The organism is Thermogemmata fonticola, assembly GCF_013694095.1.
In the GTDB taxonomy this organism is placed as follows: Bacteria; Planctomycetota; Planctomycetia; order Gemmatales; family Gemmataceae; genus Thermogemmata; species Thermogemmata fonticola.
Genome location: NZ_JACEFB010000004.1, coordinates 127109 through 152838, shown reverse-complemented (window position 1 = coordinate 152838; position 25730 = coordinate 127109). Strand labels below are relative to the sequence as shown.

Annotated in this window: 14 protein-coding genes and 1 tRNA gene; 6 read left to right on the top strand and 9 right to left on the bottom strand. The window is 64.0% G+C overall.

Annotated elements, in window-relative coordinates:
• Positions 1-268: 268 nt before the first annotated feature.
• The 7 genes from H0921_RS08000 to H0921_RS07970 all read right to left on the bottom strand — a co-directional run bounded on the left by H0921_RS08000 (position 269) and on the right by H0921_RS07970 (position 9384).
• The gene (locus tag H0921_RS08000; RefSeq protein ID WP_194537529.1) at positions 269-1795 is read right to left on the bottom strand and encodes a hypothetical protein; all 1527 of its coding nucleotides are present in this window, start codon (positions 1793-1795) and stop codon (positions 269-271) included.
• A complete protein-coding gene (locus tag H0921_RS07995) occupies positions 1792-2646 on the bottom strand; it encodes a c-type cytochrome (RefSeq protein ID WP_194537528.1) in 855 nt (284 codons plus the stop codon). The genes H0921_RS08000 and H0921_RS07995 overlap by 4 nt, the downstream gene beginning before the upstream one ends.
• Entirely contained in the window at positions 2643-3212 is a 570-nt protein-coding gene (locus H0921_RS07990) for a DUF3341 domain-containing protein (RefSeq protein WP_315851863.1), read from the bottom strand. The genes H0921_RS07995 and H0921_RS07990 overlap by 4 nt, the downstream gene beginning before the upstream one ends.
• Entirely contained in the window at positions 3209-4648 is a 1440-nt protein-coding gene (nrfD, locus tag H0921_RS07985) for an NrfD/PsrC family molybdoenzyme membrane anchor subunit (RefSeq protein ID WP_390622546.1), read from the bottom strand. Before nrfD ends, H0921_RS07990 begins: the two co-directional genes overlap by 4 nt.
• Complete coding sequence (locus H0921_RS07980; RefSeq protein ID WP_228499221.1) at positions 4645-7986, bottom strand: 4Fe-4S dicluster domain-containing protein; 3342 nt, start codon at positions 7984-7986, stop codon at positions 4645-4647. Before H0921_RS07980 ends, nrfD begins: the two co-directional genes overlap by 4 nt.
• Before the next feature lie 144 nt (positions 7987-8130).
• Positions 8131-8871, bottom strand: a complete 741-nt coding sequence (locus tag H0921_RS07975; RefSeq protein ID WP_194537527.1) for a cytochrome c3 family protein — start codon at positions 8869-8871, stop codon at positions 8131-8133.
• A 198-nt stretch (positions 8872-9069) separates the two neighbouring features.
• Entirely contained in the window at positions 9070-9384 is a 315-nt protein-coding gene (locus H0921_RS07970) for a hypothetical protein (RefSeq protein WP_194537526.1), read from the bottom strand.
• 1011 nt (positions 9385-10395) lie between these two features.
• Here H0921_RS07970 and asnS point away from each other — a divergent pair.
• Positions 10396-11787: an asparagine--tRNA ligase gene (gene asnS, locus H0921_RS07965; protein WP_315851861.1), complete on the top strand. Its 1392-nt coding sequence runs from the start codon at positions 10396-10398 to the stop codon at positions 11785-11787.
• A gap of 73 nt (positions 11788-11860) precedes the next feature.
• On the opposite strand, the gene H0921_RS07960 is transcribed toward asnS, so the two are convergent.
• Positions 11861-14806 (bottom strand): UvrD-helicase domain-containing protein, encoded by a 2946-nt coding sequence (locus H0921_RS07960; protein ID WP_194537525.1) that lies wholly within the window; start codon positions 14804-14806, stop codon positions 11861-11863.
• Between the two features lie 644 nt (positions 14807-15450).
• Between H0921_RS07960 and H0921_RS07955 the strand changes: the two genes are divergently transcribed.
• The 5 genes from H0921_RS07955 (at position 15451) to H0921_RS07935 (ending at position 24839) form a co-directional block, all read left to right on the top strand.
• Positions 15451-15524: transfer RNA gene (locus H0921_RS07955), tRNA-Arg, on the top strand.
• 359 nt (positions 15525-15883) lie between these two features.
• Complete coding sequence (locus H0921_RS07950; protein ID WP_194537524.1) at positions 15884-18382, top strand: DUF1549 and DUF1553 domain-containing protein; 2499 nt, start codon at positions 15884-15886, stop codon at positions 18380-18382.
• A gap of 300 nt (positions 18383-18682) precedes the next feature.
• The gene (locus tag H0921_RS07945) at positions 18683-20242 is read left to right on the top strand and encodes a sensor histidine kinase (protein ID WP_194537523.1); all 1560 of its coding nucleotides are present in this window, start codon (positions 18683-18685) and stop codon (positions 20240-20242) included.
• 147 nt (positions 20243-20389) lie between these two features.
• A complete protein-coding gene (locus tag H0921_RS07940; RefSeq protein ID WP_194537522.1) occupies positions 20390-21349 on the top strand; it encodes a pyridoxal-phosphate dependent enzyme in 960 nt (319 codons plus the stop codon).
• A 214-nt stretch (positions 21350-21563) separates the two neighbouring features.
• Complete coding sequence (locus H0921_RS07935) at positions 21564-24839, top strand: cation-translocating P-type ATPase family protein (RefSeq protein WP_194537521.1); 3276 nt, start codon at positions 21564-21566, stop codon at positions 24837-24839.
• A gap of 89 nt (positions 24840-24928) precedes the next feature.
• Here H0921_RS07935 and H0921_RS07930 read toward each other — a convergent pair whose 3' ends face one another.
• On the bottom strand, positions 24929-25552 hold the full coding sequence (locus tag H0921_RS07930; RefSeq protein WP_194537520.1) for a hypothetical protein: 624 nt from the start codon (positions 25550-25552) through the stop codon (positions 24929-24931).
• Positions 25553-25730 lie beyond the last annotated feature (178 nt).

Genomic DNA, 25730 nt, shown 5'->3' with positions numbered 1-25730 from the left:
TTCCCGCTTTGGCTCTGGAACCCTCGGTACTCCTTCCTCCAAGCGGCGGCTTACCGCGGATGGCATTCCGTGTCCCAGAGGATTTCTCTTTCTGCGAACCTTTTTATTCTCCCACCCCCGGCTCATTTTTCCTCCTACGGCTAGGTGTATGGCCTTTGGGGTGAACGTCCGGCTTTCGGGGTCAACGTCCGGCTATGCCGGATCCACTCTAGCCGGTGGGGGCTTGTGTCTGGCCCTTGGGGTCCGTAACGTCAATGTTCCTCCGGTGTCAATGTCCCTCCGGTATGGCATGGGCTTGGTCTCCATGTCCATGTCCGGCTGGGGCGGCATGCTCCGGCTGGTCGGCCACATGGGCGTGGGCTTCCGGCAGCCAGAAGGTTTGCGCCTGGACCACGAGCGACCGCTGCTGGAGGAAGTAGAGCCACAGCCAGCCCCACAGACCGCCCAGGCCGACGATCGCTCCCACATCCATCAGCCAGAAGGGGAAGGTTCCCTCGTGAAGCAGGACCGGTTCAATCCACCACGTCACGTCGATCGCGCAGATCACGCACAGGTAGATGGCCATCAGCCGCAGACGCACCGGATGCAGCTTGATCTTGCGGAACAACAGCAGCACAAACGGCAGGGCAAAGTGGAAGAAGATCAGAATGACCGAGACCCACCACCACAGCCCGTACTGCGGCACGGAACGCTTGAGATAAAAGGGAATCTCCTCCGGCAGGTTGCCGATCCACACCAGCATGAACTGGGAGAACGAGGTGTAGGACCACAGCAAGGTCATGGCCAGCATGAGCGAACCCATATCGAGCTGGAACTTGGGTTTGAGCACCTCGCGGATCGGCGAATAAGGGGAGAAGTAGAGGAAACTCGCCAGGCAGAGGGCGAAGCAGGTCAGGAATTGATTGATGCCGAAGACCACCGGGAACATGGTGGAGGACCAGCTTGGCTCCAGGGACATGACCCAATGGGTCGCCCCTGCGGTCATCGTCAGGGCGTAGATGATGATCCCCGGCCCGGAGATGTTCTTGAGCTTCTCCAGGGCGGCATCGACCTTATCCTGCGCCGCTTGCACTTCCTCCGGATTATTGGGATTGTCCGGAAGGGTAGAGGCCTCCTGGCCCCAGCGGTTGAGCAGGTAAATGAGCGTGCCCCAGATCGCGAACAGAACGATGGCGGTACCGATGAACGCTGGCAGAGAAAGGAAGCTGAAGGTGCCTTTTTCCCGCAGTTCGCGCTCTTTTTCGATCGCCCGGCGGATCATCGCCTTGCCGACATCTTCCGTAAGCTGGCGCTTGTCCGGGTTGCCGGTGGCGAGTTGTTGCTGGGGGCTAGCCGCGGCGCCTTCGGGCGGCTGGGCTTCGTGCGGCTTGGTCCACCAGTAGGGGGACAGGTCCGTGCTGGCAATGTAAGCCCAGGGAATGAACAGCACGACGAAGAGCGGGAAGGTGCGCGTGGCCGCCTCCAGGAACCGACGCAGCAGCACACCCCAGGAGCTTTTGACCAGGTAGGAGATCATCAGCAGGGTCATCGCTCCGATGGGCAGGCTGAGCCAGTAGATGTAACTGGTCAGGAAGGCGGTGGCGAAGCGCTGCTGGGCCGTATGCCGGGCCGGACTGTCGCTGCTGAGAGAGGCTTGGTACGCCACGCCAGTGACCAGATACAAGGCCACTCCGGCGATCAGGGCCGACAAGGCCAGGCGCTTGAGGCTGGCGAAGGCTTCGGGAGCCTCTCCAGGGCCGTTGCCGGTGTTGCCGTTGTTACCCGGCGCTGCGTGCAAGGCGGGATCGTGACTCACTTCTGACCTCCCGCGTCCAGTTGGGAGCGCACATCCGGGGGCAGCCAGTCCGCCGGCAGACGCTGGCTCCATTGCAACACGCGGATATAGGCGATGATCCGCCAGCGATCCGCCGGTGCTATCTGGGCTGCGTAGCTGGGCATGCCCCCATAACCCTTGGTAATCACCTCAAAATAGTAGCCGATCGGAGCTTCCCGCAGAGGGATTTTGATCCCCCACAGGGCATAGCCGCGGGAATATCCCAGGGGAATGTCCGAGGGATTGGGCACGTCGATTTCCTGCGGCGAGACTTTCTCGGTGTGGAAGGAGGTGGGCGTCAAGTAGCCCCGCTCCCAGATTTTCCCCTGTCCATTGCCCAGGGGACCGTGGCACACCGCGCAGTAGATGGTGTAACGCTCCTGGCCTCGACGCAGATCGGCCTCCGTCAGCGGGAAAGGAAACTCCTCCACGTACACCTTCGGTTTGTCTTTGTCTCGCGGATCGAAGCGCGGCGCACCGACCGCCAGGTCCCGATTCTCTATCGGCGTGGGCGTTTTCAGGTCCACGGTCGGATTGGCGGCCAAGGCATAGGCCCGCTGCCATTCTTCCAGCGTCAAGCCGGTAGCGATGGGGTCAGTCTCCAGGTACTGTGCCCGGTGAATGACGCCGCGCTCCAGGGGCCGGGCGGAGCGGCCATCGGCGAAAAAGTCGCTCGGTTCGTAAGGCCGGTAATAGGGCTGGTCGGCCATTTTCTGGCGGCAGCCGCTGGACAGACTCGCCCAGGCGCAAGCGGCCAAAAGCAGCAGACCCGAACGGGGGAGCCGGCGCAGCCGAGCGGCAAAGCGGTCTAAGAGCGGCAATAGCGGCGTCATTCCGGCACCTCCTCAACCGAGAGCGGTTGCAGGCTCTGGAGGAATTCGCGGGTCGCCACCGGATCGAAGCGCGGATCGCTAGCCTCGATGCACAGGAAAAAGCGATCCCGTGTCGCCCGGGCGAACCGTTCGCTATGGAACAGCGGATGGTAATAGCAGGGCAGGCCGCAGATGGCGATCAGCCCGAACAGGCCGGTCAGGGCCGCGGTCAGCACCATCATCTCGAAGGTGACCGGCACAAACGAAGGCCAACTGAAATACGGCCGGCTGCCGATGTTGAGGCTGTAGCCGTAGGCATTGGCCCAGTATTGCATCAGGAAGCCGGAGACGGCGCCGGTCAGGCCGCCCAGGAACATCACGGTGCCCATCTCCGATTTGGGGAAGCCCAGGGCATCGGCGGCTTCCCCCACCGGATAGGGGCTGTAGCAGTCCAGGTAGGTGTACCCCTTCTCTTTGGCACGGCGGGCCGCCTCGACCATCTGCTCGCTGGTTTCAAACTCGGCCAGCAAGCCGTAGAGTTTCGCCGGGGTCAGACCCGCTCCAGAGGGAGTCTCGGCTGGGTTCACGGAGCGTTCTCCATAATCGAGTGGCCACCGCCGCCGCCCTGACGTTTCGGCAGCAGTTCCCGCATTTCCGCCATTGAGATCATCGGCAAGTACCGCACGAATAGGAAAAATAACGTCAGGAACAGGCCCAGGGAGCCGAGCATCGTGGCGTAATCCCACACCGTCGGTGCATAACGGCCCCAGGCCGCCGGAATATATTCGCGACTGAGCGTGATCACGATCACGTACCGCTCAAACCACATGCCAATAAGGACGAAGATCGACACCACCATCAGCCAGAAGTCGCTGCGACGTGCCCGCCGGGACCAGAGAATCTGCGGCACGACCAAATTGCAGAAGATCAAGCACCAATACGACCAGCCGTAAGGGCCGAAGAGCCGCTCGATGGTCGTGCCCCATTCGTAGAGGGAGTGGCCGTACCAGGCCATCCAGACTTCGCTGAAGTAGCCGTAGCACACCAGCATGCCGGTCGCCAGCATCACCTTGCCGCACAAATCCAGATGGTGGTCCGTGATGAAATCTTCCAGGTGGTACCAGCGGCGGACCGGAATGGCCAAAGCCACCACCATGGCAAATCCAGAGAAGATCGCCCCGGCTACGAAGAAGGGGGGGAAGATGGTTGCATGCCAGAGCGGCACGATGGAGACGGCGAAGTCGAAGCTCACCACCGTGTGCACGGACAAGACCAGCGGCGTGGAGAGGCCGGCCAGTAGCAGATACACCTTCTCGTAGCGCCGCCAGTGGATGGCCGAGCCGCGCCATCCCAGCGCTAAAATGCCGTAAATGATCCGCTGGATGCGCTTGGGCGCCGAGTCCCGCAGCGAGGCCAGGTCCGGGATCAGCCCAATGTACCAGAAGACCAGCGAGACGGTGAAATAGGTGGTGACTGCGAACACGTCCCAGGTCAGCGGGCTGCGGAACTGCGGGTAGACACCGGCGACGTTGGGGAAGGGGTAAAGCCAGTAGAAGAACCACGGCCGGCCCATGTGCAGCAGGGGGAACATCCCCGCGCACATGACGGCGAAGATGGTCATAGCTTCCGAGAAGCGGTTGATGCTGGTCCGCCATTTCTGATGCATGAGCAACAAGATGGCGGAGATGAGGGTGCCCGCGTGGCCGATGCCGATCCACCAGACGAAGTTGACGATGGCGAATCCCCAAGCCACGGGAACGTTAATGCCCCAGATGCCCACACCCATGTAGAAGAGCCAGGCGATGGCCACCAGCAGCATCTGGAGCAAGGCGAAGCCAGCGAGAAAGCCGAGCCACCAGCCGCGGGGGTGGGGCTTGAACACCACATCTCCCAGGGCCTCACCCACCGACACCAACGTGTGGGGCCGCTGCACCAGCGGGTGCATCTCCGGTTCCAGCGGCAGCCCAGAGCCGGCCGGCGGGCGCTTGCGGTGATCCAGTTCCACAGTCGTCGCCACGGTCATGCCCCCTTCGGCATGGCGGGATTCGGATTACGCAGCGCCGCCAAATAGGTCAGGCGTGGCCGCGTATTCAGTTCCGCCAGCAAACCATAGTTGGTCGGTTCCTTCTTCCAGCGGGACACTACGCTGTCCGGATCGTTGAGATCACCGAAGACGATGGCTCCGGAGGGGCAGGCCGCCTGGCAGGCCGTCACGATCTCCCCGTCCCGAATGCTCCGCCCTTCGCGCTCCGCCACGATCTCGGCATAGCGAATCCGCTGCACGCAGAATGTGCACTTTTCCATCACGCCGCGGCTGCGGACGGTTACCTCCGGATTGCGCCCCAGCTTGAGGGTACCCGTGGACCAGTCCGAATAGGTCAGGAAGTTGAACCGCCGCACTTTGTACGGGCAGTTGTTGGAGCAGTAGCGGGTGCCGACGCAGCGGTTGTAGGCCATGTCGTTGAGGCCGTCGCTGGAGTGCGCCGTCGCTCCCACCGGGCAGACCACCTCGCAGGGGGCATTTTCGCATTGCACGCACATGCGTGGCTGGAAGTAGGTCTGCAACTGTTCCGGCTTGTCTTCCGGTCCCACGTAGTAACGGTCAATGTTGATCCAGTGCATGAGGCGCCCGCGCGTCACCTCGTACTTGCCGACCACGGGTGTGTTGTTCTCGCTGACACACGCGATGACGCAGGCCGAGCAGCCGCTGCATGCCGATAGGTCCACCGCCATGGCCCAGCGCCGCCGCTGTTCCGGGCGTAGGTCTGGCGCGAGCGTCTCCATCGGGTGGTACATCGTCAGAGGACGCAGGCGGGGATCGTGGTGGTTGTCTTCATCATGCTGATGGGTGTCGGTGCCGTGACCCGCCTTGCCGTTGTGCTCACCCTTATGTCCCTGCTGAGCGTGGTCATGGCCGTTGTGGCTGTGACCGGTGTGGCTGTGGCCGTTATGGCCCGTTGGCGAGTACCCCTTGGGCATGGGGACGTTTTCGTTGATCAGTTCCCATTCGCCTGTGGCCATCGGCGGGATTTTGGCAAACTGGGGGAAGCGGCGGTAGTCGTCCAGGGTGCCGTAGCGGACGGGCTTGCGGTCCATTTCCAGACCGGAGATGGGATCACGCTGGGCAGAGTACCAGCGCCCCTGGACGCAGGCGAGGTAGTAGGTTTGGGATGTGCGTTCCACGGTGGCGCCGCGGCCTCCCCAGGGAGCGTCCGAGGTGCGCAAGGCGTAGGCGTTGAAGCCGCGGACCGGCTTGCCTTCAGCGTTCGGTTCCTGCGGGGAGCTGGCCACGTGCTTGCCGGCCCGCGTGCGTCCAAACCCCAGGTGCACTGTGAGGCAGCCGTCGGCATGGCCAGGCAGAATCCACGCCGGCGCGCGAATTGTCCGGTCCCGATACTTCAATTCCACGACCGTCACTTCCGCTCGGCCATGTTCGCCCCCCGTCCAGCGGAAGTTGACTTTCACGCCGAGCTTTTGCGCCGTGTTCGGACTCATGTACACAGCGTTGTCCCAAGTCATGCGGGTGACCGGCTTGGGGCATTCTTGGAGCCAGCCGTTGTTGGCGTAACGGCCATCGTAAAGCAGCGGATCGGGGCGGAAGTTCAACTCGAATTGCCCCTCGACGGGCGGCCCCGGAGGCACGGAGGCTTGCGCTAGCCAATCCTTCTGAAGAGTCGGCGTGACGGCGGGAGCCTCCGTCCCTGCGACTGTCCCGCGCCGGACCGACTCCTGCCAGAACACCTCGAAGATGCCGCTGCGCTTCTCGGCTTGGAAGCGCTTGCGCCAATAGTCCCGCACAATGTCGTACCCTTCCCGATAGGGGGCGGCGGTGATGTCCGCGAGCAGCTCTAGGGCCGACTTGCCGCCGTAGAGGGGCGCGATCAGTGGCTGCTGGATCGTCACGGTGCCGTCGTGTCCGCGGATGTCCCCCCACGTTTCCAGATAATGTGCCTCCGGAACGTGCCAGGGACAGAGCACCGCTGTCTCGTCCTGATGGGTGCCCAGATGCAACTTGAAAGGCACGGAACGCAGGGCTTCGGCAAAGGGAACATCCGCCGGAGCGGTGTAGGCGGGATTGCTGGAGAGAATGAGCAGAACATCCACCTGCTTCTGCTGCATCTCCGCCACGAGAGTTTTCAGATCGATCCGGCGGGCGGGTTCGGGGAGGACTTCCACCGGTTCGGTGTAACGTACTGTCTTGCCGACCGCGCCCAGGTGGACATGGAGGGCATGGGCTAGGGCGTGCACGGAAGGCGGCAGGTGTTCTCCGACGACGATAGCCACGCGGCCTTGACGGCTCTTGAGGTCCTCGGCGATGGGCCGGACGCTGCTTTGCACCACCGGCGGCAGCGGCCCGGAGGGTGGGACATTCGGCAGCCCCACTTCGCGCGCCACATCACGCAGGAACGACTCTATTATCGAGCTAGGCAGAGCCAGGCGGTGGTCCGCCACCGAGCCAGTGCTGCTGGGCATCGATTCCACGGCGTAGAGCCGGTTCATCTGCTCCGGTTTGACGCCGTCCTGGGGGTCGGTCCGCACCTTGCGCCGCCGGGCAAAGTCGCGGGCATAGCGGACATGGCCGGGGCCGAAGCCGAGGAAGTCCGCATCCAGGGCTAAGACCACGTCCGCCTGAGTGAAGTCGAAGAGGGTGTGGACGAGGCGGCCAAAGGCCAGGCGGCTGCCTTCCCGGACATTCTCCCGGCTGACTGGCTCATGCTGCACCCACTTGGCCTGGGGGAAATCCTGGAGCAGGCGGGTGATAGCCGCACCGAGCGTCGGCGAGGTCACCGTTTCCGTCACAATCCGCAGCCGGACGCTCTTCTTCGGTTCCCCCAGAACGTACAGCTCCTTGCGCACCGCCTGGATCACCTGTTCGTAGCCGATCGGCTGGCCATTATGCGTGGGGGTTTGCGAGCGGTCCGGGTCGTAGAGGTCCAGGAGGCTGGCTTGAGCGATGGCATCGGTGCCGCCCAGGCTGGAGGGGTGGTCGGGGTTGCCTTCGATCTTGGTGGGTCGGCCTTCGTTGCTGCGAACAAGGATGCCGGTGCCGTAGCCTCCCAGCGGATGGGCGGTGGCGAAAAAGAGGGGCACGCCCGGCGTGATCTCGGCGGGTTGTACGGTGTAAGGAAGGATTTTGCGAGCTGGCGCGGGGCGGACGTTGCATCCGGCAGCGCCCGCCAGGGCTAGGGAAGCCCCCATCAGCGTCAGGAAATGGCGGCGGCTGACCTCATCGGTCCATTCCATCGCACCGGGGGGGAATTCGTCCCGCCAAGGCTCCGCTTCAGCGGCAGCGCTCTGACTTTCGCCGGCGGGCACCACCCCCAGTTCCACGCGCTGCTGCTCCGTCCGCTCCTGGCTCATGTCCACCTCTCTCCCGCAATCTCTCGCTTAGGGAAGACTGGCCGCCAAACGCGCGATCCTGTCCTGCCCCGCCTGTGTTCGCTCCTCGTAGGACAACTCACCCTGCTAGTGCTACTGGCTCACCTCCTGAACCTGGCCACGCTCCTAACGGTGGCACATCGAGCAATTCGTCAGCGTGACCTTGTCCCGCACCTTGTACTGTTCCTTGAGTAGTTCTCCCAGTTCCCGCTGGGTGGTGGGGCGGGGTTGGCCGATGAGTTTCTGGGCCGCCTCCGATTCGGGATGGAAGAAGTCTTCCGGCTTCCACACGCCCCCTTTGGCCGGCGTCCAGGTCATGCTGAAGACCTCGCTGCGCGGACGCAGGAAGTTCTCCGGCTGCCGGTGGCAATCGATGCACCACTCCATCAGCAGCGTGGCGTGCTGTTTGGTCAGATTCACCTGGTCCACTCGGCCGTGGCACTCAACGCATCCCACCCCCTTGGCGATGTGGATGGAATGGTTGAAGTACACATAGTGAGGCACGTTGTGCACGCGGTTCCACTCGATCGGTTGATCCCGGCGGTAGCTTTCCCGCACCGGTGCCAGCATATCCGCCCCCTGCCAGATTTGCTGATGGCAATTCATACACGTCTTTGTCGGAGGAATATTGGCCGAGCTGGAGTGCTCCACGGAAGTATGGCAGTAGCGGCAGTCGATGCCGAGCTGGCCCACATGGTGGGCATGGCTAAACGCCACCGGCTGCGGCAAGATTTCATCGACTCCCGTCGCGTAGGAGGACCGGTAGAAGGCGGCCCCCGTCAGACCCGCGGAGCCGAGCAGCAACGGGAAGCCCAGCACGACCACCCGCGCGATCGGATTGACGGCTTTGGGGAAAATCTGCGGCATAGCTGGCCACCTCGAAACACTCCCGGAGGGAGCGGACGCCTGATTCCCGTCCTGCGGAACGACCCCGGCCCTGGCATCGGATCGCTTGCACCGCCGGCTGTTCCGCTTCCAACTTAATCCTCGTCATTCAGACCGCATGCCATCCCCCACTCAAGCCTCCACGCGGCCAGGGGCTATCCTCTGCGGTGGCATGCGCGGTCACCACGTGCTGTCCCACATCATGTAGCGCAAGGCCTGATTGAGGCTCAAGGCAATCAGTAGGCTGGTGGCGCAGAGGGCGGTCCCGGCTAGGGCGTAGCGCTCGCCGCGCAGTCCACCCCGCACGCCTCGGAACAAGCAGAAAAGGCCCAAAGCGAGACCCACCGTGGCCAGAAAACCGCCAAATGGCGTCCACCAGAACACAATCAGGCTGAAAAATCCCATGCCGCACGAAGCCCCGGCCAGGCCGCGTAGCACATACGAAGCGTTGGGATCGTTTCCGTAACGGGACGCTGCCGTAATGTCCGGTTCCACGTCGTTCTCTCCCTGAAGCACCCGACCCCGCGAACCTCGGCACAACAACCGGCTCATCCGCCAGCCGTAGGAATCGAGGCGATTTTCGGTCCGAGATAGCCTAGCCGCTCCCGCCGAGAGCGCGAGCTGAACATTCCTTTTGGGTTGGTTCGACTCCGTCTGGCTGGCTCGACTTCATCTGGCCGGCACAGACCGTGGAGTTTGCTGGGAGGTCTTCCGTCCGCCGGTTCACCTCGTTCGGAGCCTACCCTGCTGCTAGCCGAGAATGCGGTGCCATCTCTCCGGCTGAAAGTCTAACCGTATCTCGCTCCGCGGCGGCAACAGGGGCTTGTGAATTTTGCGACAAGCCTGGCGAAAAAACTCGCCGCGATGGCTGGGTGCACCTCCTGGCTCACCGGCGGCGCACCGGATAAAACCTTCTCGCGGCTTCTCTTGTTCCTCCCGAACCGTCGTGTACGCTCACCTCACACCGCGGCGGCTGCTGCTGGCTTATGCTGGCACGCGGGCAACGTCAACCCTACTTTGCCGCTCTTTTCACAAAGTCACCTTATACCCCCCCTTCCCCTTGGAGCAAGGGGACAAATCTGACTTTTTTATCCGCTTGCTGGCCATTCCACCTCCTTGACCTTTCCAGAAGGGGAGACTCCGGGTTCCAGAGGCGAGACTCTGGGTTTTGATACAACCCTCCCGAAAGTTCGGTACAACCCTTTGAAAGATAGTGGGGAAGTTTCGGGTTTTCAGGTGGGGTAAGATGAGGAATGGCGAGACATCGCGGCAGCAGGGAAGCAGCTTTTCCTCACGAGTGCTGTCCGCTAGGCTGATGGCAGGCGGTAATCTCTCTCGCCTTCTGGCTCATTCTCGTTCTCGTTCCGTCGGGCTGAGGAGAGATTTCCCGTTCGGGGAGGGAAGAGTTTCAACAGAGCCATCCGCTGGGAAAGGGTGGAAGGGTTGGTTCGAACCACCGAGGAAACTGGTGGGTGAGGTTTTCCAGACATTTCCAGGAGGCAGGTTGTGGAAACGATACGTGTCGTCGAGGCGCGGCGTCCGGAGGCGATCGGCCGGGAGGTGTGCATCCGGGGTTGGGTGCGGACGCGGCGAGATTCCAAAGCGGGCTTGAGTTTCATCGAGGTCAATGATGGTTCGTGTTTGGGCAACTTACAGGTGCTGGCGCCGGCGAGTCTGCCTAACTATGAAACAGTCGTCAAGCATCTGCACACCGGGGCGAGCATTCGGGCGCTAGGGGTGATTCAGGCTTCCCCGGCCAAGGGACAGGCCACCGAGCTATTGGCCCAACAGGTGGAATTGCTCGGAGATGCCGACCCCAACACCTACCCGCTTCAGAAGAAGAACCACACTTACGAGTTCCTCCGGACCATTGCCCACCTGCGGCCCCGGACCAACACCTTCGGTGCGGTGACCCGCCTCCGCCACCGCGTTTCCCTGTCCATTCACCAGTTTTTCCACGAGAACGGCTTTTACTACATTCACACCCCCATCATCACCTCCAGCGATTGCGAAGGGGCCGGCGCTCTGTTCCGCGTCACCACCCTGGACCTGGAGCACCTTCCCCGGCAGCAGGGACGGGTGGACTACACCCAGGATTTCTTCGGCAAGCCGACCTATCTGACCGTCAGCGGGCAGTTGCAGGCGGAAGCCTATGCCTGCGCCCTGGGCAAGGTTTACACCTTCGGCCCCACCTTCCGGGCAGAGAACTCCAACACCACCCGCCACCTCGCCGAGTTCTGGATGGTCGAACCGGAAATGGCCTTCTACGAGCTGGCCGACAACATGAACCTAGCCGAAGCCTTCCTCAAGCGCATCATCGCCGATGCTTTGCGGGACTGCGCCGAGGATATGCAGTTTTTCCAGGAGCGGGTCGATCCGCATCTGCTACCCCGGCTTCAACACGTGCTGGAAACTCCCTTCCAGCGGATTAGCTATACCGAAGCCGTGGACATCCTCAGCCGGGCAGGCCGCGTCTGGGAGTTCCCCATCGCATGGGGCAAGGACCTCCAGAGTGAGCACGAGCGCTACTTGGCCGAGGAACACTTCCGCGCCCCGGTCATCCTCTACGACTATCCCCGCACCATCAAGCCGTTCTACATGAAGGTCAACGACGATGGCCGGACCGTGCGGGCGATGGATGTCTTGGTTCCCGGTGTGGGAGAAATCATCGGCGGCAGCCAGCGCGAGGACCGCTACGAGGTCCTGGAAGAACGCTTGCAAGAGCAAGGGCTGGACCGCGAGGCCTATCGCTGGTACCTCGACCTGCGCCGCTATGGCTCCGTTCCCCATTCGGGCTTCGGCTTGGGTCTGGAGCGGACCCTCCTGTTCCTCACCGGCTTGACCAACATCCGCGATGTCATTCCCTTCCCACGCTATCCGGGACACGCTGAGTATTGAAGCCGCGGTGCCCGCCGTTTTCAGAATCTGGTGTCGAAGCTGGAAAGTTGTCGGGGACGCCTCCATACTTCCGTCACGAGGCGAAGGGATCGGTTCGGAGGGGGTTGGGTTCCGTAGCCACGTTAGGGTTTATCTCTGCGGGCATTCCCCGTGCGGGGATTTCCGAGCGAGCTTCGGTGGCCGAGTTGGGGTGGGTGCCCGCAGTGATGTCGAGGGGTGAAGCGGTAAGTTGGCGGGCTTCCACGAAACGCACGCGGACCTGGAGGGACTCCGCCGGGTCTCGGCATACGCCATGGATGAGGTCGAAGCGATCCTCCAGCAAGAGGGTCCAGGGGTTGTGCTGAAGGGGCAAGGTAGACTCGTGGGGTTCGAGGGGTCGTTGAAGGGCGGCGGAGAGGATGAGACGGTCGGCGGCACGCGTGCAGGCCACGTAGAAGATGCGCCATTCTTCCTCGGTGTCGGCCAGGGCATCCCATTTCTGGCCAAGTTGACAGGGCAGAGGGGAGAAGGGAAGCGTTTCCTGGCCCTCCGGGAGCATTTTCCATTCGCTGGGGAGTTGGACGAGGCATCCCAGGGTGCGGTGCCAGCGGACGGGGGCGGTCCAGCCGCTGCGGCGCGCACCGGCCAGGTCCGGCAGGAACACCACTGGAAACTCCAAGCCCTTGGCTTGATGGATGCTCATCAAGCGGACGACATCCGCCTCTTCAGGGACGGTGGCGGCTTGCTCCTCCTTCGGCTGGCGGGCGATGAGGTCCTGGAGGCGGTCGGCGAACTCATGGAGGCCGAAGAGGCCGCCTTGCTCAAACTCGCGGGCCAGATCGAGAATCTTCCAGAGGTTGGCGAGCTTACGTTCCCCCAGCGGCTCGAATTGCAAAGCAGCGTCGTAGGCGGTGTCGGCCACAATCTGCCCTAACAGCCGGGCTAAGGGCAAGCGGTCCTTCTGCCGTTGCCACTGCTGCAAGAGGCGGGCGGCCCGGCGGACCACCTCCTGTTCCGCAGCAGGCAGTTGTTGCTGCCAGGCGGCGTCCCGCAAGCCGCCCCATAAGCCGTCCCGATGCTGGGCCAGGATCGCCAGGCTGTCATCCGACACCTGGAGCAGGGGGGAGCGCAGGGCGCCAGCCAGGGGGATGCTGTCGTGCGGATTCTCGATAGCTCGTACCACGTTGAGGATGTCGTAAATCTCCTGTTGGGCGAAGAAGGCCCACCCGCCGACCAGGTAGTAATCGATCCCCGCTTCCTGGAGGGCGGCTTCGTAGATGTCCACGTGGGTCATGGCGCGGAACAGGAGCACGATGTCCCGCGGTCTCAGGCGGCGCGGCTGGGTGTCCCGGCCCCAGAGCCGGGGAGTCGGATCGGCGAGCAGCTCCTGGATGCGCTGGGCGACGGCGGCGGCCTCCAGGCGGCGCCGCTGCCTCGCCGGACCCTCGTGTTCCCCGTCTTCCTCCCCCTCCTCGCTGGGCTTCTTCCCCGCTTCCTCCTCCTGTTCCTTGCTCTCGGCTTTCCCCTCGGCTTGATCCGCCACCGCCGGTACAACCCAGAGAAACTCGACCGGCACCTCGCTCCCCTCGGTCCTTCGGTGCGCCTCCAACGGTACATACTCGCTCAGATGCTGGCGAAATAGGGCATTGACGAAGTGCAGCACCCCGGCCTGGGAGCGGAAATTGCGTGTCAGATCGAGTCGGCCCTCCGGCGGCATCTGCTGGCGCAACTGGAGAAATAACTCCACCTCCGCACCCCGAAAGCGATAGATCGATTGCTTGTGATCCCCGACGGCGAAGAGCTTGCCGCTCGTCAGTTGATCCCCGCAGAGACACTTGATCAATTCCATCTGGACGGGGTCGGTGTCTTGCAATTCGTCCAGGAGCAGAAAGCGGTACTGATCTTGGAGTTCCTTGCGGATGTTGGGGTGGTCGCGGACCAGGTCGCGGCAGCGCAGGAGGAGATCCTGGAAGCTCAGGGCATCGTCTTGGCTTTTGCGCCGGTGGGCGTCTTTGGCGACCCAGAGAGCGACCGCTAGCCAGTGCTGGCTGATCCGGGCGGCCTGGAGGATTCCCTCGGCCTCGGTTTGCCAGAGCTGGGAGTCGAACGTCTCGGCGTCACGCTTCAGGGCCTCGCGGAAGTCCGCCAGGATTGTCTTGGTTTGTTCCTTGAGAGTGTCATCCGGCCAGTCTTTGCGGGGGATGCCTTGGATGCGGGCGGCCTCGCGGAGGCGATCCAGGGTGTCCGGGGAGGCGGACGGCTGGCTCAGTTCTTTCAGAAGTTGCCCCAGCGTCTGCGCTAGTCGGCCCAGGGAGTTGGAGTGAACCGCGAGCCGGGGCAGCAGCCGTTCGACGGCCACCCAGCGGGGATCGGTTCGCCGCAGGTGCCGGACCCACAGACTCCGCAGATGCACCGCCTGCTCCCGCCAAAACTCGACGATCTCCTCCGGGGAACGTCGCAGCCATTCTTCCCAGGCCGGACAATCCTCTTGCGCGAGCAATCCCTCGATGGCTCGGAGGAGTTCCGAGTAGCTGAAATAGTGCAGAAGTTGGCGCAAACTCTCTGCGGCGGAAGCCTGGGAGTGCAGCAGCAGGCGGGGTAGGGTTTCCCGGATATGTTCCTGCTGCCAGGTGACGGCTTGGAGTTCGTCCAGGACGGTGAAGGAGGGGTCCAGACCCGCGGGGATGGCATAGCGGCGCAGCAGAGCGGAGCAAAACGCGTGGATGGTGGTGATTTGGGCTTGTTCCAGCTCCAGGAGCAGGGTCTGCCAGCGGGCGAATGCCTGCGGATCGTTTTGCTGCCAACTTTGCTGCCAGCGCTGGCGCAATTCCCGCCGGATGCGCTCCCGCATTTCCCGCGCGGCCCGTTCCGTGAAGGTGATGGCCACTATTTGCCGCGGCGTCGCCCCATCCGATTCCAGATGGCTGACGTACCGCTGCGTGAGCACGAATGTTTTCCCGCACCCCGCCCCCGCCGAGAGCACCACCGAGGTATTCCGGCGCGTGATTGCTTCCCGCTGCTGCTCGGTCCACCCACTCATGCCCACATGGCCTCTGCCCGACAGATGGTAGGCTGGGAAGGGAAGGCGGCCGCTCTATCTCACGCCAGGAAACCGCCGGCTTCTCTCAACTGGCGCGACCGTTCCCCCGCCGCTGACCCCTCCCATCATTCTTCCGCCGATTCTTCTGGTTGCTCCTCCGCTGATCCCCTCGCCATTACTCCTTTTGATCCGTCTGCTGATGCTTAACTTGACTCTACTCCACCGGAATCCCGAAGGGGGGATCGCACACCGCTGACTGTAACGCCACTGCCCAACCCCCGCCAAGAGCGATTGGGAGGAACTGTTCGCAAGGGGGCAGCCAGATTTTCTGGGAGTTCCCTGCCGGGCAGCTCTGCTAGTCTGGGGAAACACCTCGCGGCTTCAGCCCCCACCCCCAGAGAATCTAGTTGCACCCCGCCCTGCCCGTTGCTTGACCTGCCTCTTGAGTCCAACACCGCTGCCTCTTACACTGAAATAACGGGGCGATTTTCCTCGGCTCTGGTGAGGGATGTGCCGGATTCAGGCTGGGGATTTCCCGATTTGAAGCGGGAGTTCCGAATCAAAATCCGGATTCCCGAAGTCGGATGGGACTTTCCCCGGCGCGGTTAGTCCCCGGCTGGCGAGGAGCAACCAGCCGCCGGTAGGCACCCGTAGCTCAACTGGACAGAGCATCGGTCTTCGGAACCGAGGGTTGGGGGTTCGACTCCCTCCGGGTGCATTCGGATGCGGGATTATCTTTGCTGGGGGGAAAAGGACTCCGGGAAACAGGACCTACCAGGGAGAAACAAGGACCCCCGTGGCGCAGCCACTTTTTGCCCTGTGGCAGGGCTAGCGCGGTGGAGAGGCCGCGGTGCTGATCCGCTCGGCGCAAAGGCGGTGCTCTGGGCTTTCCTTCGTAGTGCAGAATGGCGGGCAAAATTTTTTCTCTCGCATTCGACCGGTGGATCGGATAAACTAATCTCGACGTATTCGCCGAAAGCGTGAGCTTTTCGGTCCCTCCTGAAGACCCGGACGGAAGCGTCCGGCCTGCCGACTGAACGATGGCATTCCCGCCTGCAAGTTCGTGAGGAACGAGTCATGGATCGCCGTGTGTTGAGTGCCGGTGTGGCAGCCGTGCTGTGGTTGGGGAGCCTGGGGTGGTCCTGGGGGGCGCCGCCGCGGGAGGCGGAGGAACGGCAGCGTGTGATCGGGCAGCCGGTGCGGCTGGTGGTGGCGCCGGAAGCGGTAACGCTCCAGGGTCGGCGCTCCGCCCAGCAGGTGCTCGTCAGCGGCCAGTATGCGGATGGTTCGGTGCGGGACCTGACCCACGCGGCGGCGGTGCGTGTGGAACCGGCGGGGATTGTGGAGGTGCAGGAGGGGCTGTTCCTCCGCCCGCGGCAGAATGGAAGCGCGACGCTGATCGTGCAGGCGGGCAGTCAAACGGTCCGGCTGCCAGTCACTGTGCAGGGGATGGAACAGGACCAGCCGGTGAGTTTCCGGCGGGATGTGGTGGCAGCGCTCAACGTCGGCGGCTGCAATATGGGGGCCTGCCACGGCACACCGAGCGGCAAAAACGGCTTTCGCCTCTCCCTGCGCGGAGATGATCCGAGCTTCGATTATGCCCAACTGACGCGGGAACAATTCGGGCGGCGGACGGGCCGGCACAACGCCGAGCAGAGCCTCATCTTCCTCAAAGGCGTCGGACGCGTGCCCCATGAAGGCGGGCAGCGGTTCAGTCCGTCGAGTCTGGCGGCGGAGATGCTGCTGGCCTGGCTCTCGGAAGGATTGCGGGACGATCCGGCGAACCTGCCCCCCTTGCAGGAGGTGCGGGTGCAACCGGGACCGCGCGTCCAGACGGCGCCGGCCCGCTGGCAGCAACTGGCCGTCCTGGCCCGCTTCGCCGATGGCCACCAGCGCGACGTCACCCGCTTGAGCAACTACTCCAGCAGTGACCCGTCGATTGCGGAGGTCTCTCCGAACGGCCTGGTCGAATTCAAACGCGGCGGGGAAGTGGCCATCCTCGTCCGCTATCTCGACCAACTCGTCTCCGTCCGCCTGACCTATCTGGAACCGAAGGAGGGATTCCGCTGGCCCAACCCGCCGGAGCACAATTTCATCGATAAGCATGTGTACGCCAAGCTGCGGCAGATGAACCTGGCGCCTTCGGAGCTAAGCCGCGATGGGGACTTTGTCCGCCGGGTCTACCTTGATGTGCTCGGCCGACTGCCCACGGTGGCGGAAACTCAAGCCTTCCTCCAGGATCGCGACCCGCGCAAGCGGGAGAAGCTGATCGACCAGCTTCTGGAGATGCCGGAATTCGCGGACTTCTGGGCGCTCAAATGGGCGGATGTGCTCCGCAGCAGCCGCAAGACGATCCAACTCAAGGGCAGCCAAGGGTTGCAAGCCTGGCTGCGCGGCCACCTCTTGCGCAATACCCCCTGGGATGAAGTGGTCCGGGAGCTGCTCACCGCCACGGGGAATACCTTCAGCCATCCGCCGGCCAACTACTACCGAGTGGCCCGCGATCCGCAAAGCCTGGCCGAGACCACAGCTCAGTTGTTCTTCGGCATCCGCCTCCAGTGCGCCAAGTGCCACAATCATCCCTTCGAGCGCTGGACGCAGGACGATTACTACGGTTTTGCGGCCTGGTTTGCCCGCGTGAAATTGCGGCCGGAACCGGTGCTTGGCAGCCGGCCCAATGGCCCTCCAGCGGCGGAAGTGGTTTATGTCGAGCGGTCGGGGGAAGTGACACAACCGCGCAGTGGACGGGTCATGAAGCCGCGCTTCCTCGGCGCCGGCGAAAAGGAGGTGGACCCCAGCCAGGACCGCCGCGACCTCCTAGCCGCCTGGCTCACCGCTCCCGATAACCCCTTCTTCGCCCGCTCCGTCGTCAACCGCGTCTGGTTCCACCTCATGGGCAAGGGGATCGTCGATCCCGTGGACGACTTCCGCGACTCCAATCCCCCCAGCAATGACGAGCTGCTCCGAGCACTGGCTGCCGATTTCGCCGCCCACAAATACGACCTCAAACACCTGATCCGCACCATTCTGAAGTCCCGGACCTACCAGTTGTCGGCCCAGCCCAACGAGTTCAACGCCGATGACGACAAATACTTCTCCAAGGCGGTGACAAAACTGCTGACGGCAGAGCAACTCCTGGACGCCCTGTGCGACCTGACCGGCGTGCCGGAGAAGTTCGCCGGCCTGCCCCTGGGGACGCGCGCCGTGCAACTGCCGGATGGCGAAGTGAACCATCCATTCCTCAAGGCCTTCGGCCAGCCGGCGCGGGAACTGGCCTGCGAATGCGAACGGGAAAGCGAAGGGAACTTGGGCCAAGCGCTGCAACTGATCAACGGGCCGACCGTCAACGAAAAGGTGCGGAATCCCAATAACCGCTTGGGCAAGCTGCTGGCCGCCAATGCCAGCGATGAGGCCATTCTCGATGAGCTGTACCTGGCCGCCTACTGCCGCCTGCCCACGGCGGAGGAACGGAGCAAGGTCCAGGAACACCTGCGCAAAAATCCCGATCGCCGCAAGGCCTGGGAGGATGTGCTCTGGGCCATCATCAACACGCGCGAGTTTCTCTTCCGCCATTGAGCGCTCGCCGTCTCTAGCCGGTGTTGAAGACCCGCTCCTCGGCTCGAAACCTGGACGCTTGGTCTGCTGGAGAGGATAGCAGCCCTACGCTCACGGCTGGCTTCGGCTGGCACGTCCGGTGTCAGACCCCGTTCGGTGTGAGGAGCGGGTTCGGTATAAGGAGCGGGTTCGCGTCCGCTTCGGGGCCAGCCCATTTTTTCCGCGGTATGATAACCAGGACGGGGGAGTAACGAGGACAGCCGAAGGACCGAAGAGGAAACTTCGGGAGGGGAAGCTAGTCCTTGGGGAGGAAAGGGCGGCATGTTCTGGCGCCTGTTCGCCACCTATCTGTTGCTGGTCGCCGCGGTGGTGGGTTTGGTGGGTATTGCTTTATATCAGCGGGCGGAAGTTTTGTTTTACGAGTCGGTGCAGGAAGTGGCGGCGATCGTCGTGGTGGTGCTGGGTCTGGCGGCCGGCGCGGCCTATCTGCTGGCCCGGCGTTTCACCCGCCCGTTGCAGGCCCTAATGGATGGCGCCCGGCGGATCGCCGCCGGCGATTTTCAGCATCAGATTCGCAGCCGGGGACCGCGGGAATTGGCCGCCTTGGCCGAGGCCTTCAACGCCATGAGCCGCCGTTTGGCGGAAACCTTCAACTTGCTGGAACACGACCGGGAACAGCTCCGCGCTATTCTCTCCGGCATGGTCGAAGGCGTGGTGGCCATCGACGAGCAGCACCGGATCGTCTTCGCCAATCAGCGAGCCGGGGAACTCCTGGGTTTCGATCGCAAAGCCGTGGTGCACCAATCCCTGGAGCAGGCGTTGCGCCAGCCGGGGCTGCTGGAGATCATCCATAAGGGTTTGGCGGCTAGCGAGCCGTACCGCGAGGAGCTGGAATGGAAAGGTCCGCCGCCGCGGAGCCTGGGAGTGTACGTCTCCCGCTTTCAGGGCCACGGCATGCCTGGCGCGGTGATTGTCCTGCACGATACCACCGAGCTGCGTCAGGCGGAGCGCTTGCGCCAGGATTTCGTCGCCAACGTTTCCCACGAGTTGAAAACCCCCTTGGCCGTCATCAAATCCAGCGTCGAAACCCTGGTGGACGGAGCGGCGGAAGAACCGGAATCCCGGCATCTGTTCCTCCAGCAGATTGTCCGCGAAGCCGACCGGCTCGAAGAACTGATCAAGGACCTACTCAGCCTGGCGCGGATCGAGTCGGGGCATCTGCGCTTAGAACCGCAAGCCATCCCCCTGGAGCGGGCGATCAGCGAATGCCTGGAGCGGCACCATCCCCGCGCGGAGAGCAAGACGTTGACTTTGGTGGAAAAGCCGCCCAAGGACGGTCCCGCCGATCTCGCGGTCTGGGCGGACCCCGACGCCTTGCGCCAGATACTGGACAACCTCGTGGACAATGCCATCAAATATACTCCCAACGGCGGCCGCATCACCATTCGCTGGAGTGGCACGGCGGATACCGTCAGCTTTGAGGTGGAAGATACGGGTGTCGGTATCCCGGCGGCGGACCTGCCGCGAGTCTTCGAGCGGTTCTACCGGGTGGACAAGGCCCGCAGCCGCGCCGTCGGCGGCACCGGCTTAGGATTAGCTATCGTCAAGCACTTGGTCCAGGCGATGAAAGGCCAGGTGCGCGCCAGTAGTACGGTCGGCAAGGGTACGACCTTCCGGGTGACCCTGCCGCGGGCGCTTCCCTTGACAGCCTCCCCGGCCGAACGGACCAGTGAGCGATCGGTGGCCTCGACCGTAGAGCAGGCTGCCGAGCGTTCCTCTGAGCGGCCTGGTGAGCGTACCTCCGAGCGGATTGCGGACCGGCCTAGTGATCTCTCCGCGGAACAGCCGGCGGGGCAGTCCCCGACCACCACGCCGGTGTAAAAGTTTTAGGGATGGGGTAGGCCCAGCGCCGTGTAGCACCATGTCGATACGGAACAGCAGATCGATACGGAACAGCGGACGGGGAGGGCGGAACGGGGGCCAAGGTGGGATCATGAGTTTGCTATATACGGGTAGTCGGGCAACATCATGAGCGGGGAGTATGCCTGCGATCTGGCCGCGGTGCAAGCGGCGGCGAACCGCCTGCACGGGGTGGTGCATCGCACACCGGTGATGCATTCGCGCAGTTTCGATCAACGGGCGGGCCGGCGCGTTCTCTTCAAGTGCGAGAACCTTCAAAAGGTCGGGGCGTTCAAGTTTCGGGGGGCGTCCAATGCGGTGCGGCTCTTGCCCGAAGCGGCGGCCCGGCGCGGGGTGGTGACGCACTCCAGCGGCAATCATGCCCAGGCGCTAGCCCTGGCGGCCCGGCAACGCGGCATCCCCGCCTATATCGTCATGCCCCATACCGCCCCGCTAGTCAAGCGCCAAGCGGTCGCCGATTATGGCGGGCAGATCACGTTGTGCGAACCGACCCTGGCAGCCCGTGAGGAAGCGGCGGCGCGCATCGCGGCGAGCACCGGAGCCGTGCTCATCCCGCCGTTCGACCATCCCGATGTCATCGCCGGTCAGGGAACGGTCGCACTGGAATTTTTGGAACAAGCCCCGGAGCTGGAGGCGCTGGTGATTCCGATCGGTGGCGGCGGGTTGATCGCTGGCTGCACCATTGCCGCGCAGGGGGTACGTCCTTCGATGCGTATCTTCGGGGCGGAACCGGCGGGGGCGGATGACGCAGCCCGGTCCAAGGCCGCCGGTCAATGGCTGCCGCAGCTCCAGCCCCAATCCATCGCCGATGGCTTGCTCACCAGCACCGGGCAGCTCACCTGGCCGGTCATCCGTGACCGGGTCGAGCGGGTCTTCACGGTCGGCGACGATGAAATCCGGGCGGCCATGCGCTTCCTTTGGGAACGCCTCAAGTTGATCGTGGAACCGAGCGGGGCGGTGCCGGCGGCGGTGGTCCTCAGCGAAGCCTTCCGTGCCTTGCCGGGTCTTTCCACCGTCGGCGTCGTTCTCAGCGGCGGCAACGTCACCCTCGACCGCCTCTACTGGTGAACCCGGTTCCCTGACTTTGGTGCACCTGGTTCCTCCCTGGGTTGAAGTCGAAAAGGACTTGGAATCCTGGGGGAAAGAATGGGGGCGAGAGTGCAGCGGGAAACGTCTCGGAGTCGAGAGAGAAGGGAGATGGTCAAGGGAAGAGAAGGGAGATAGAAGGGGGATAGGCCCTGTGCTGCAAAAGGCGTGGGGGAATTAGCACGAGTGCACGCGCATGCATCGGGAAGCAGCGGCGAGTCATGATCCGTTCCGTGTGGAGGCGCCCTGGGGGCTATACCTGGTCACCGGGGTGGTGACGGGTTTGCTGCTGGCGGACCTCTGGCCGTGGGTGGCGGAACAGCTCACGTCCTGGGGCATCAGCAGTTACACCTGGCCGCGGACCGTGGGGGGCATGCGCTGGGCGATGCTAGCGGCTTTGCTCGGCGGTGGGCGGATTCTGTATTTGTCGCTGGAAGCCCTTCTGCGGGGGCGCGTGGGGGTGGACCTGGCGCTGGCCGTCGCGGTGCTGGCGGCCTTGGCCTTGGGTGAAGTGCTGGTCGCCGCGGAGGTGACCGCCATCGGCCTAATCGGGGAATGCCTGGAAGCCTGGGTGTTTGGCCGGACGCAACGGGCGTTGGGCCGCCTGGCGGAGTTGTTTCCGCGCCGCTGCTGGGTGCTGCGGGATGGGCAGGAAGTGCGGGCGTATGTGGCCGATGTGCAGGTGGGCGATTGCGTGGTGGTCAAGCCGGGCGGGCGAGTGCCGGTGGATGGAGTCGTGGTAGCGGGCCGGGCGGCGGTCGATGTCAGTGCTTTGACCGGTGAAAGCGTGCCGGTGGAAAAACAGGAGGGGGACAAAGTCCTGGCCGGCAGTATTGTCTGCGACGCGCCCCTGACCATTGAGGCCCGCCAGACAGGCAAGGACACTGTCGCCGGCCGACTTATCGAACTGACCGTGCAGGCCCTGCGGGACAAAGCCCCCCTAGAACGGCAAGCGGACCGCTGGGCGCGCTACTTCCTCCCCCTGGTCGTGGCCCTGGCCCTTCTCACCTTCGCCGCCAATCTGCTCTTGCAGCGCTGGTCCGCCCCTAGTGCTCCTGATCTACCCCCGCCGAGTTGGCGTGCCGCGGCGATCAGCGCTCTGTATCCCGCCCTGGGCGTGCTGGTAGTGGCTTGCCCCTGCGCGCTTGTGCTGGCGACTCCGGCAGCGGTCATCGCGGCTCTGGGACGCCTGGCGGGCAGCGGTGTCCTGCTCAAAGGCGGTTCGGCCCTGGAACGTCTGGCTTCGGCCCAAGTCTGGGCTTGCGACAAGACCGGCACTCTGACCGAGGGACGGCTGAATGTGGTTTATCTGCAACCCCTCGCTCCGGACGTGGATGAAGGCGAACTTCTGCGGCAAGCGGCCCTGGCTGAGCAGGGAAGCGAACACCCCTTGGCACAGGCGGTGCTGGCTGCGGCCCGGCAGCGCGGCTGGAGTCCGGACAGCAGTGTCACTCCGGTGTCCACCCAGCCGGGCGGCGGAGTCATTGCGACGACCGCGGAGGGCAGCCGCCTGGCCGTCGGCAATCTCCGCTTCCTCACCGCCCTGGGTTGCATCGCGGAAGACCAGGTCCGGCACGCTCTGGATCAGGCCGATGCCCGCGGGCAGATCGCCTTGCTCGTCGCCCGGAACCAGACCATTCTGGGACTGATCGGCCTCCAGGACCGCCTCCGCTCCGAAGCCGCCCCGGTTTTGGCGGAACTGCGCGAGCTGGGCTTTTCTCCCCTGGCCTTGTTGACGGGGGATCGCCAGGCGGTGGCGGCGGCGATCGCCGCGGAGCTGCCGGTCACGGAAGTCCACGCCGACATGCTACCGGCGGACAAGGCAGCTTGGGTGGCCGAGCATGCGGCACGGGGCGTTGTCTTTCTCGGCGATGGGATCAACGATGCCCCGGCCCTGGCCCGTGCCACCGTCGGCATAGCGGTGGGCAGCGGGACCGACCTGGCTGCTCAGGCGGGCGACATCGTCCTGATGGGCGAGCCGCTGCGCCCCTTGCCCTTTCTCGTTCGCCTGTCTCGCCAGACGGTGCGCATCATCCGCCAGAATCTTTACGTCTTCGCCTTCGGCGTCAATCTGGCGGGCGTATTGCTAACGGGCTGGCTCTGGCCCTGGTTCGCGCCGCATCCGGAAGCCCTCCTCCAGGCGCCGCTTTTGGGCGTGATTTATCACCAACTCGGCTCGCTGCTGGTGCTCCTCAATGCGATGCGTCTGCTGGCATTTGAACGGCCCGCGACGACCGCGTGGGGACGGTGGCTCCAACGGCTGCGGGCGTGGGAGCGCCGCTGGCACAACTGGTCGGTGGAAGAACTGCTGCACGCGGCCGCCCATCATTGGCGTGTCCTATTGCTCGGCGCAGGATTGCTCGGCGGCGGACTGTGGGCCGGTTCCACCCTGACGGCGATTGCTACGGATGAGGTGGGGATCGTCCTGCGCTGGGGCCGGCCCGTAGCGGAATTGACACCGGGATTGCACCTGCGCTGGCCCTGGCCGGTGGAAACGGTGCTCCGCCTGCCGCCGGATCGGACACGCACCGTGACCCTGGGCTTCCGCGAACTTGGCGCGGCATCCAGCCGCCAACCCGTGGCGGACCCCGCCTTCACCTGGTCCAGCGCGCATGGCGGACCGATCGTACCCCGGACCGACGAAGCCCTCATGATCACCGCCGATGGCGAACTCATCGAAGTCTTCGCCACGCTGCGTTACCGGGTTGCGCACCCGCAACGCTTCCTCTTTGAAGTCGCGTCCGCGGACCACCTGCTGCGCGGGGAACTGGAAGCCCAACTTCGGGAACTGTTCGCCCTCCGTTCGTTCCAGGAAATTCTGACGCGGCGGCGCGGCGAGTTGGAAGCGGAGGCCCTTCAGCGTCTGCGCCGCCGGCTGGCCCAGCTCGACGCAGCCAGTTTCGGCCTCGCCATCGAGGGTCTGACTTTGCACGATCTGCACCCCCCGCCGGAAGTCGTGCCGGCGTATCACGCCGTGGCGCGGGCCATTCAGGAGCGGGACCGTCTCATCAACGAAGCTCGCACTGATGCCCTGCGCCTGGTCCGCCGCGCCGGGGAAGAGGCGGAGCGGCTGCTGCGGCAGGCCGAAGCGGAGGCCGAGGCCCGCCGGCAAGCGGCCCAAGCGGATCACGACGCCTTCCTCGCCTGGGTCCGCGCCCGCCAGGCCCTTTCGCCCCACCAGGAGGAACAACTGGCCCAGGAGCGCCGCCGCCGCTTACAACAGGGGGAATCGCCCGCCGAAGTGGAAGCCGATCTGGAGCGCCGCCGCCAGCATCTGCTCGCCCAGCGCCGCTTCCTCATCGACACCCGCCTGGCCCTTTGGGCTGCCGCTGACGCCCTGCGCCAACGCGACAAAATCCTCCTCGACGACGGCCTACCTGCTGGCAAACGCCAGCTCTTCCTCCTCGACCCCGAACTGCTCCCCCTCCCCCAGCAGCCCCCCGCCGCGGATCACCCCCCCTCCTCACGCTGAGAGTTTCTTGCCCTCCGGCCTCCTGCACCGCTCGCCATTTCTCCCCCAGGGATCCGCTGGGCGTTGGCCTGTCGCCCCACGTTGGCCCGTCACCATTTCTCCAAAGAGACCAGGTTGACGATGCCCAGAATCAGGTTCACTACATCGAGATTGATGATGAGAAGGATTTGCAGGATGGCCAGGAGGCGAGGCGGCGGACCGTGATAATCGACACTCAACATTTGGCTGCCGCGGACAATGGCCACGATGCTCCAGCCCAGAGCCAGATAAACTCCCGGCCACAAACAGCAGAGAAAAACGCTGAAGAGCACCGCCACGGCGACGTTGAGGATGGCGCAGATGCCGCCTGCGAGCAGCAGACCGCCGACAAGAGTGCGGTTGGAAGTACGCTGGGAAGAAGGGGGAACAGAAGGCGGACTGATCGGGATGGCGGCGGGGGCAGGGTTGACCGTCTGGCGGGCCACAAAGAGCAACTGGCACACCGGGCAGCGCACCCAGCGGTGCAGGGCACGCCAGGCCAGGGGAAGCGAACTGGAACAGCGGGGGCAGGCGGCATGCCACTCCGCCGGACTGGAGGGAGCGGCCAACTCCACCTCCTCCTCGCGCGGCAGGTGGCCCTGGGTGCGACATTGCGGGCAGATAAAGGGTCGGCCGCTGTCACTTTCCGCATACTCATAAAGTTGCCTGCACCCCGGACAGGAAAATGCGGGCATGACACCCTCTGGAAGAATCCCTCCGTCATCGGTTGCCGTTGCCTCATGATACCGGCTGGAAATGACAGCCACAAGGTCCGGAGACTCTACCCAAGGACAAGGAGAGGAGGCTATATCAAAAGCCCGTTGGGCTAGGGGGGTTCCTCATTTCAAAGGAGCTGCGGGGAAGAAAGGCGAG

Bases quoted from the DNA above. Each gene is read 5' to 3' on its own strand.
- H0921_RS07995 (WP_194537528.1), bottom strand. From the start codon at position 2,646: ATGACGCCGCTATTGCCGCTCTTAGACCGCTTTGCCGCTCGGCTGCGC.
- nrfD (WP_390622546.1), bottom strand. From the start codon at position 4,648: ATGACCGTGGCGACGACTGTGGAACTGGATCACCGCAAGCGCCCGCCG.
- H0921_RS07980 (WP_228499221.1), bottom strand. From the start codon at position 7,986: ATGAGCCAGGAGCGGACGGAGCAGCAGCGCGTGGAACTGGGGGTGGTG.
- H0921_RS07975 (WP_194537527.1), bottom strand. From the start codon at position 8,871: ATGCCGCAGATTTTCCCCAAAGCCGTCAATCCGATCGCGCGGGTGGTC.
- H0921_RS07960 (WP_194537525.1), bottom strand. From the start codon at position 14,806: ATGAGTGGGTGGACCGAGCAGCAGCGGGAAGCAATCACGCGCCGGAAT.
- H0921_RS07950 (WP_194537524.1), top strand. From the start codon at position 15,884: ATGGATCGCCGTGTGTTGAGTGCCGGTGTGGCAGCCGTGCTGTGGTTG.
- H0921_RS07945 (WP_194537523.1), top strand. From the start codon at position 18,683: ATGTTCTGGCGCCTGTTCGCCACCTATCTGTTGCTGGTCGCCGCGGTG.
- H0921_RS07940 (WP_194537522.1), top strand. From the start codon at position 20,390: ATGAGCGGGGAGTATGCCTGCGATCTGGCCGCGGTGCAAGCGGCGGCG.
- H0921_RS07935 (WP_194537521.1), top strand. From the start codon at position 21,564: ATGCATCGGGAAGCAGCGGCGAGTCATGATCCGTTCCGTGTGGAGGCG.
- H0921_RS07930 (WP_194537520.1), bottom strand. From the start codon at position 25,552: ATGCCCGCATTTTCCTGTCCGGGGTGCAGGCAACTTTATGAGTATGCG.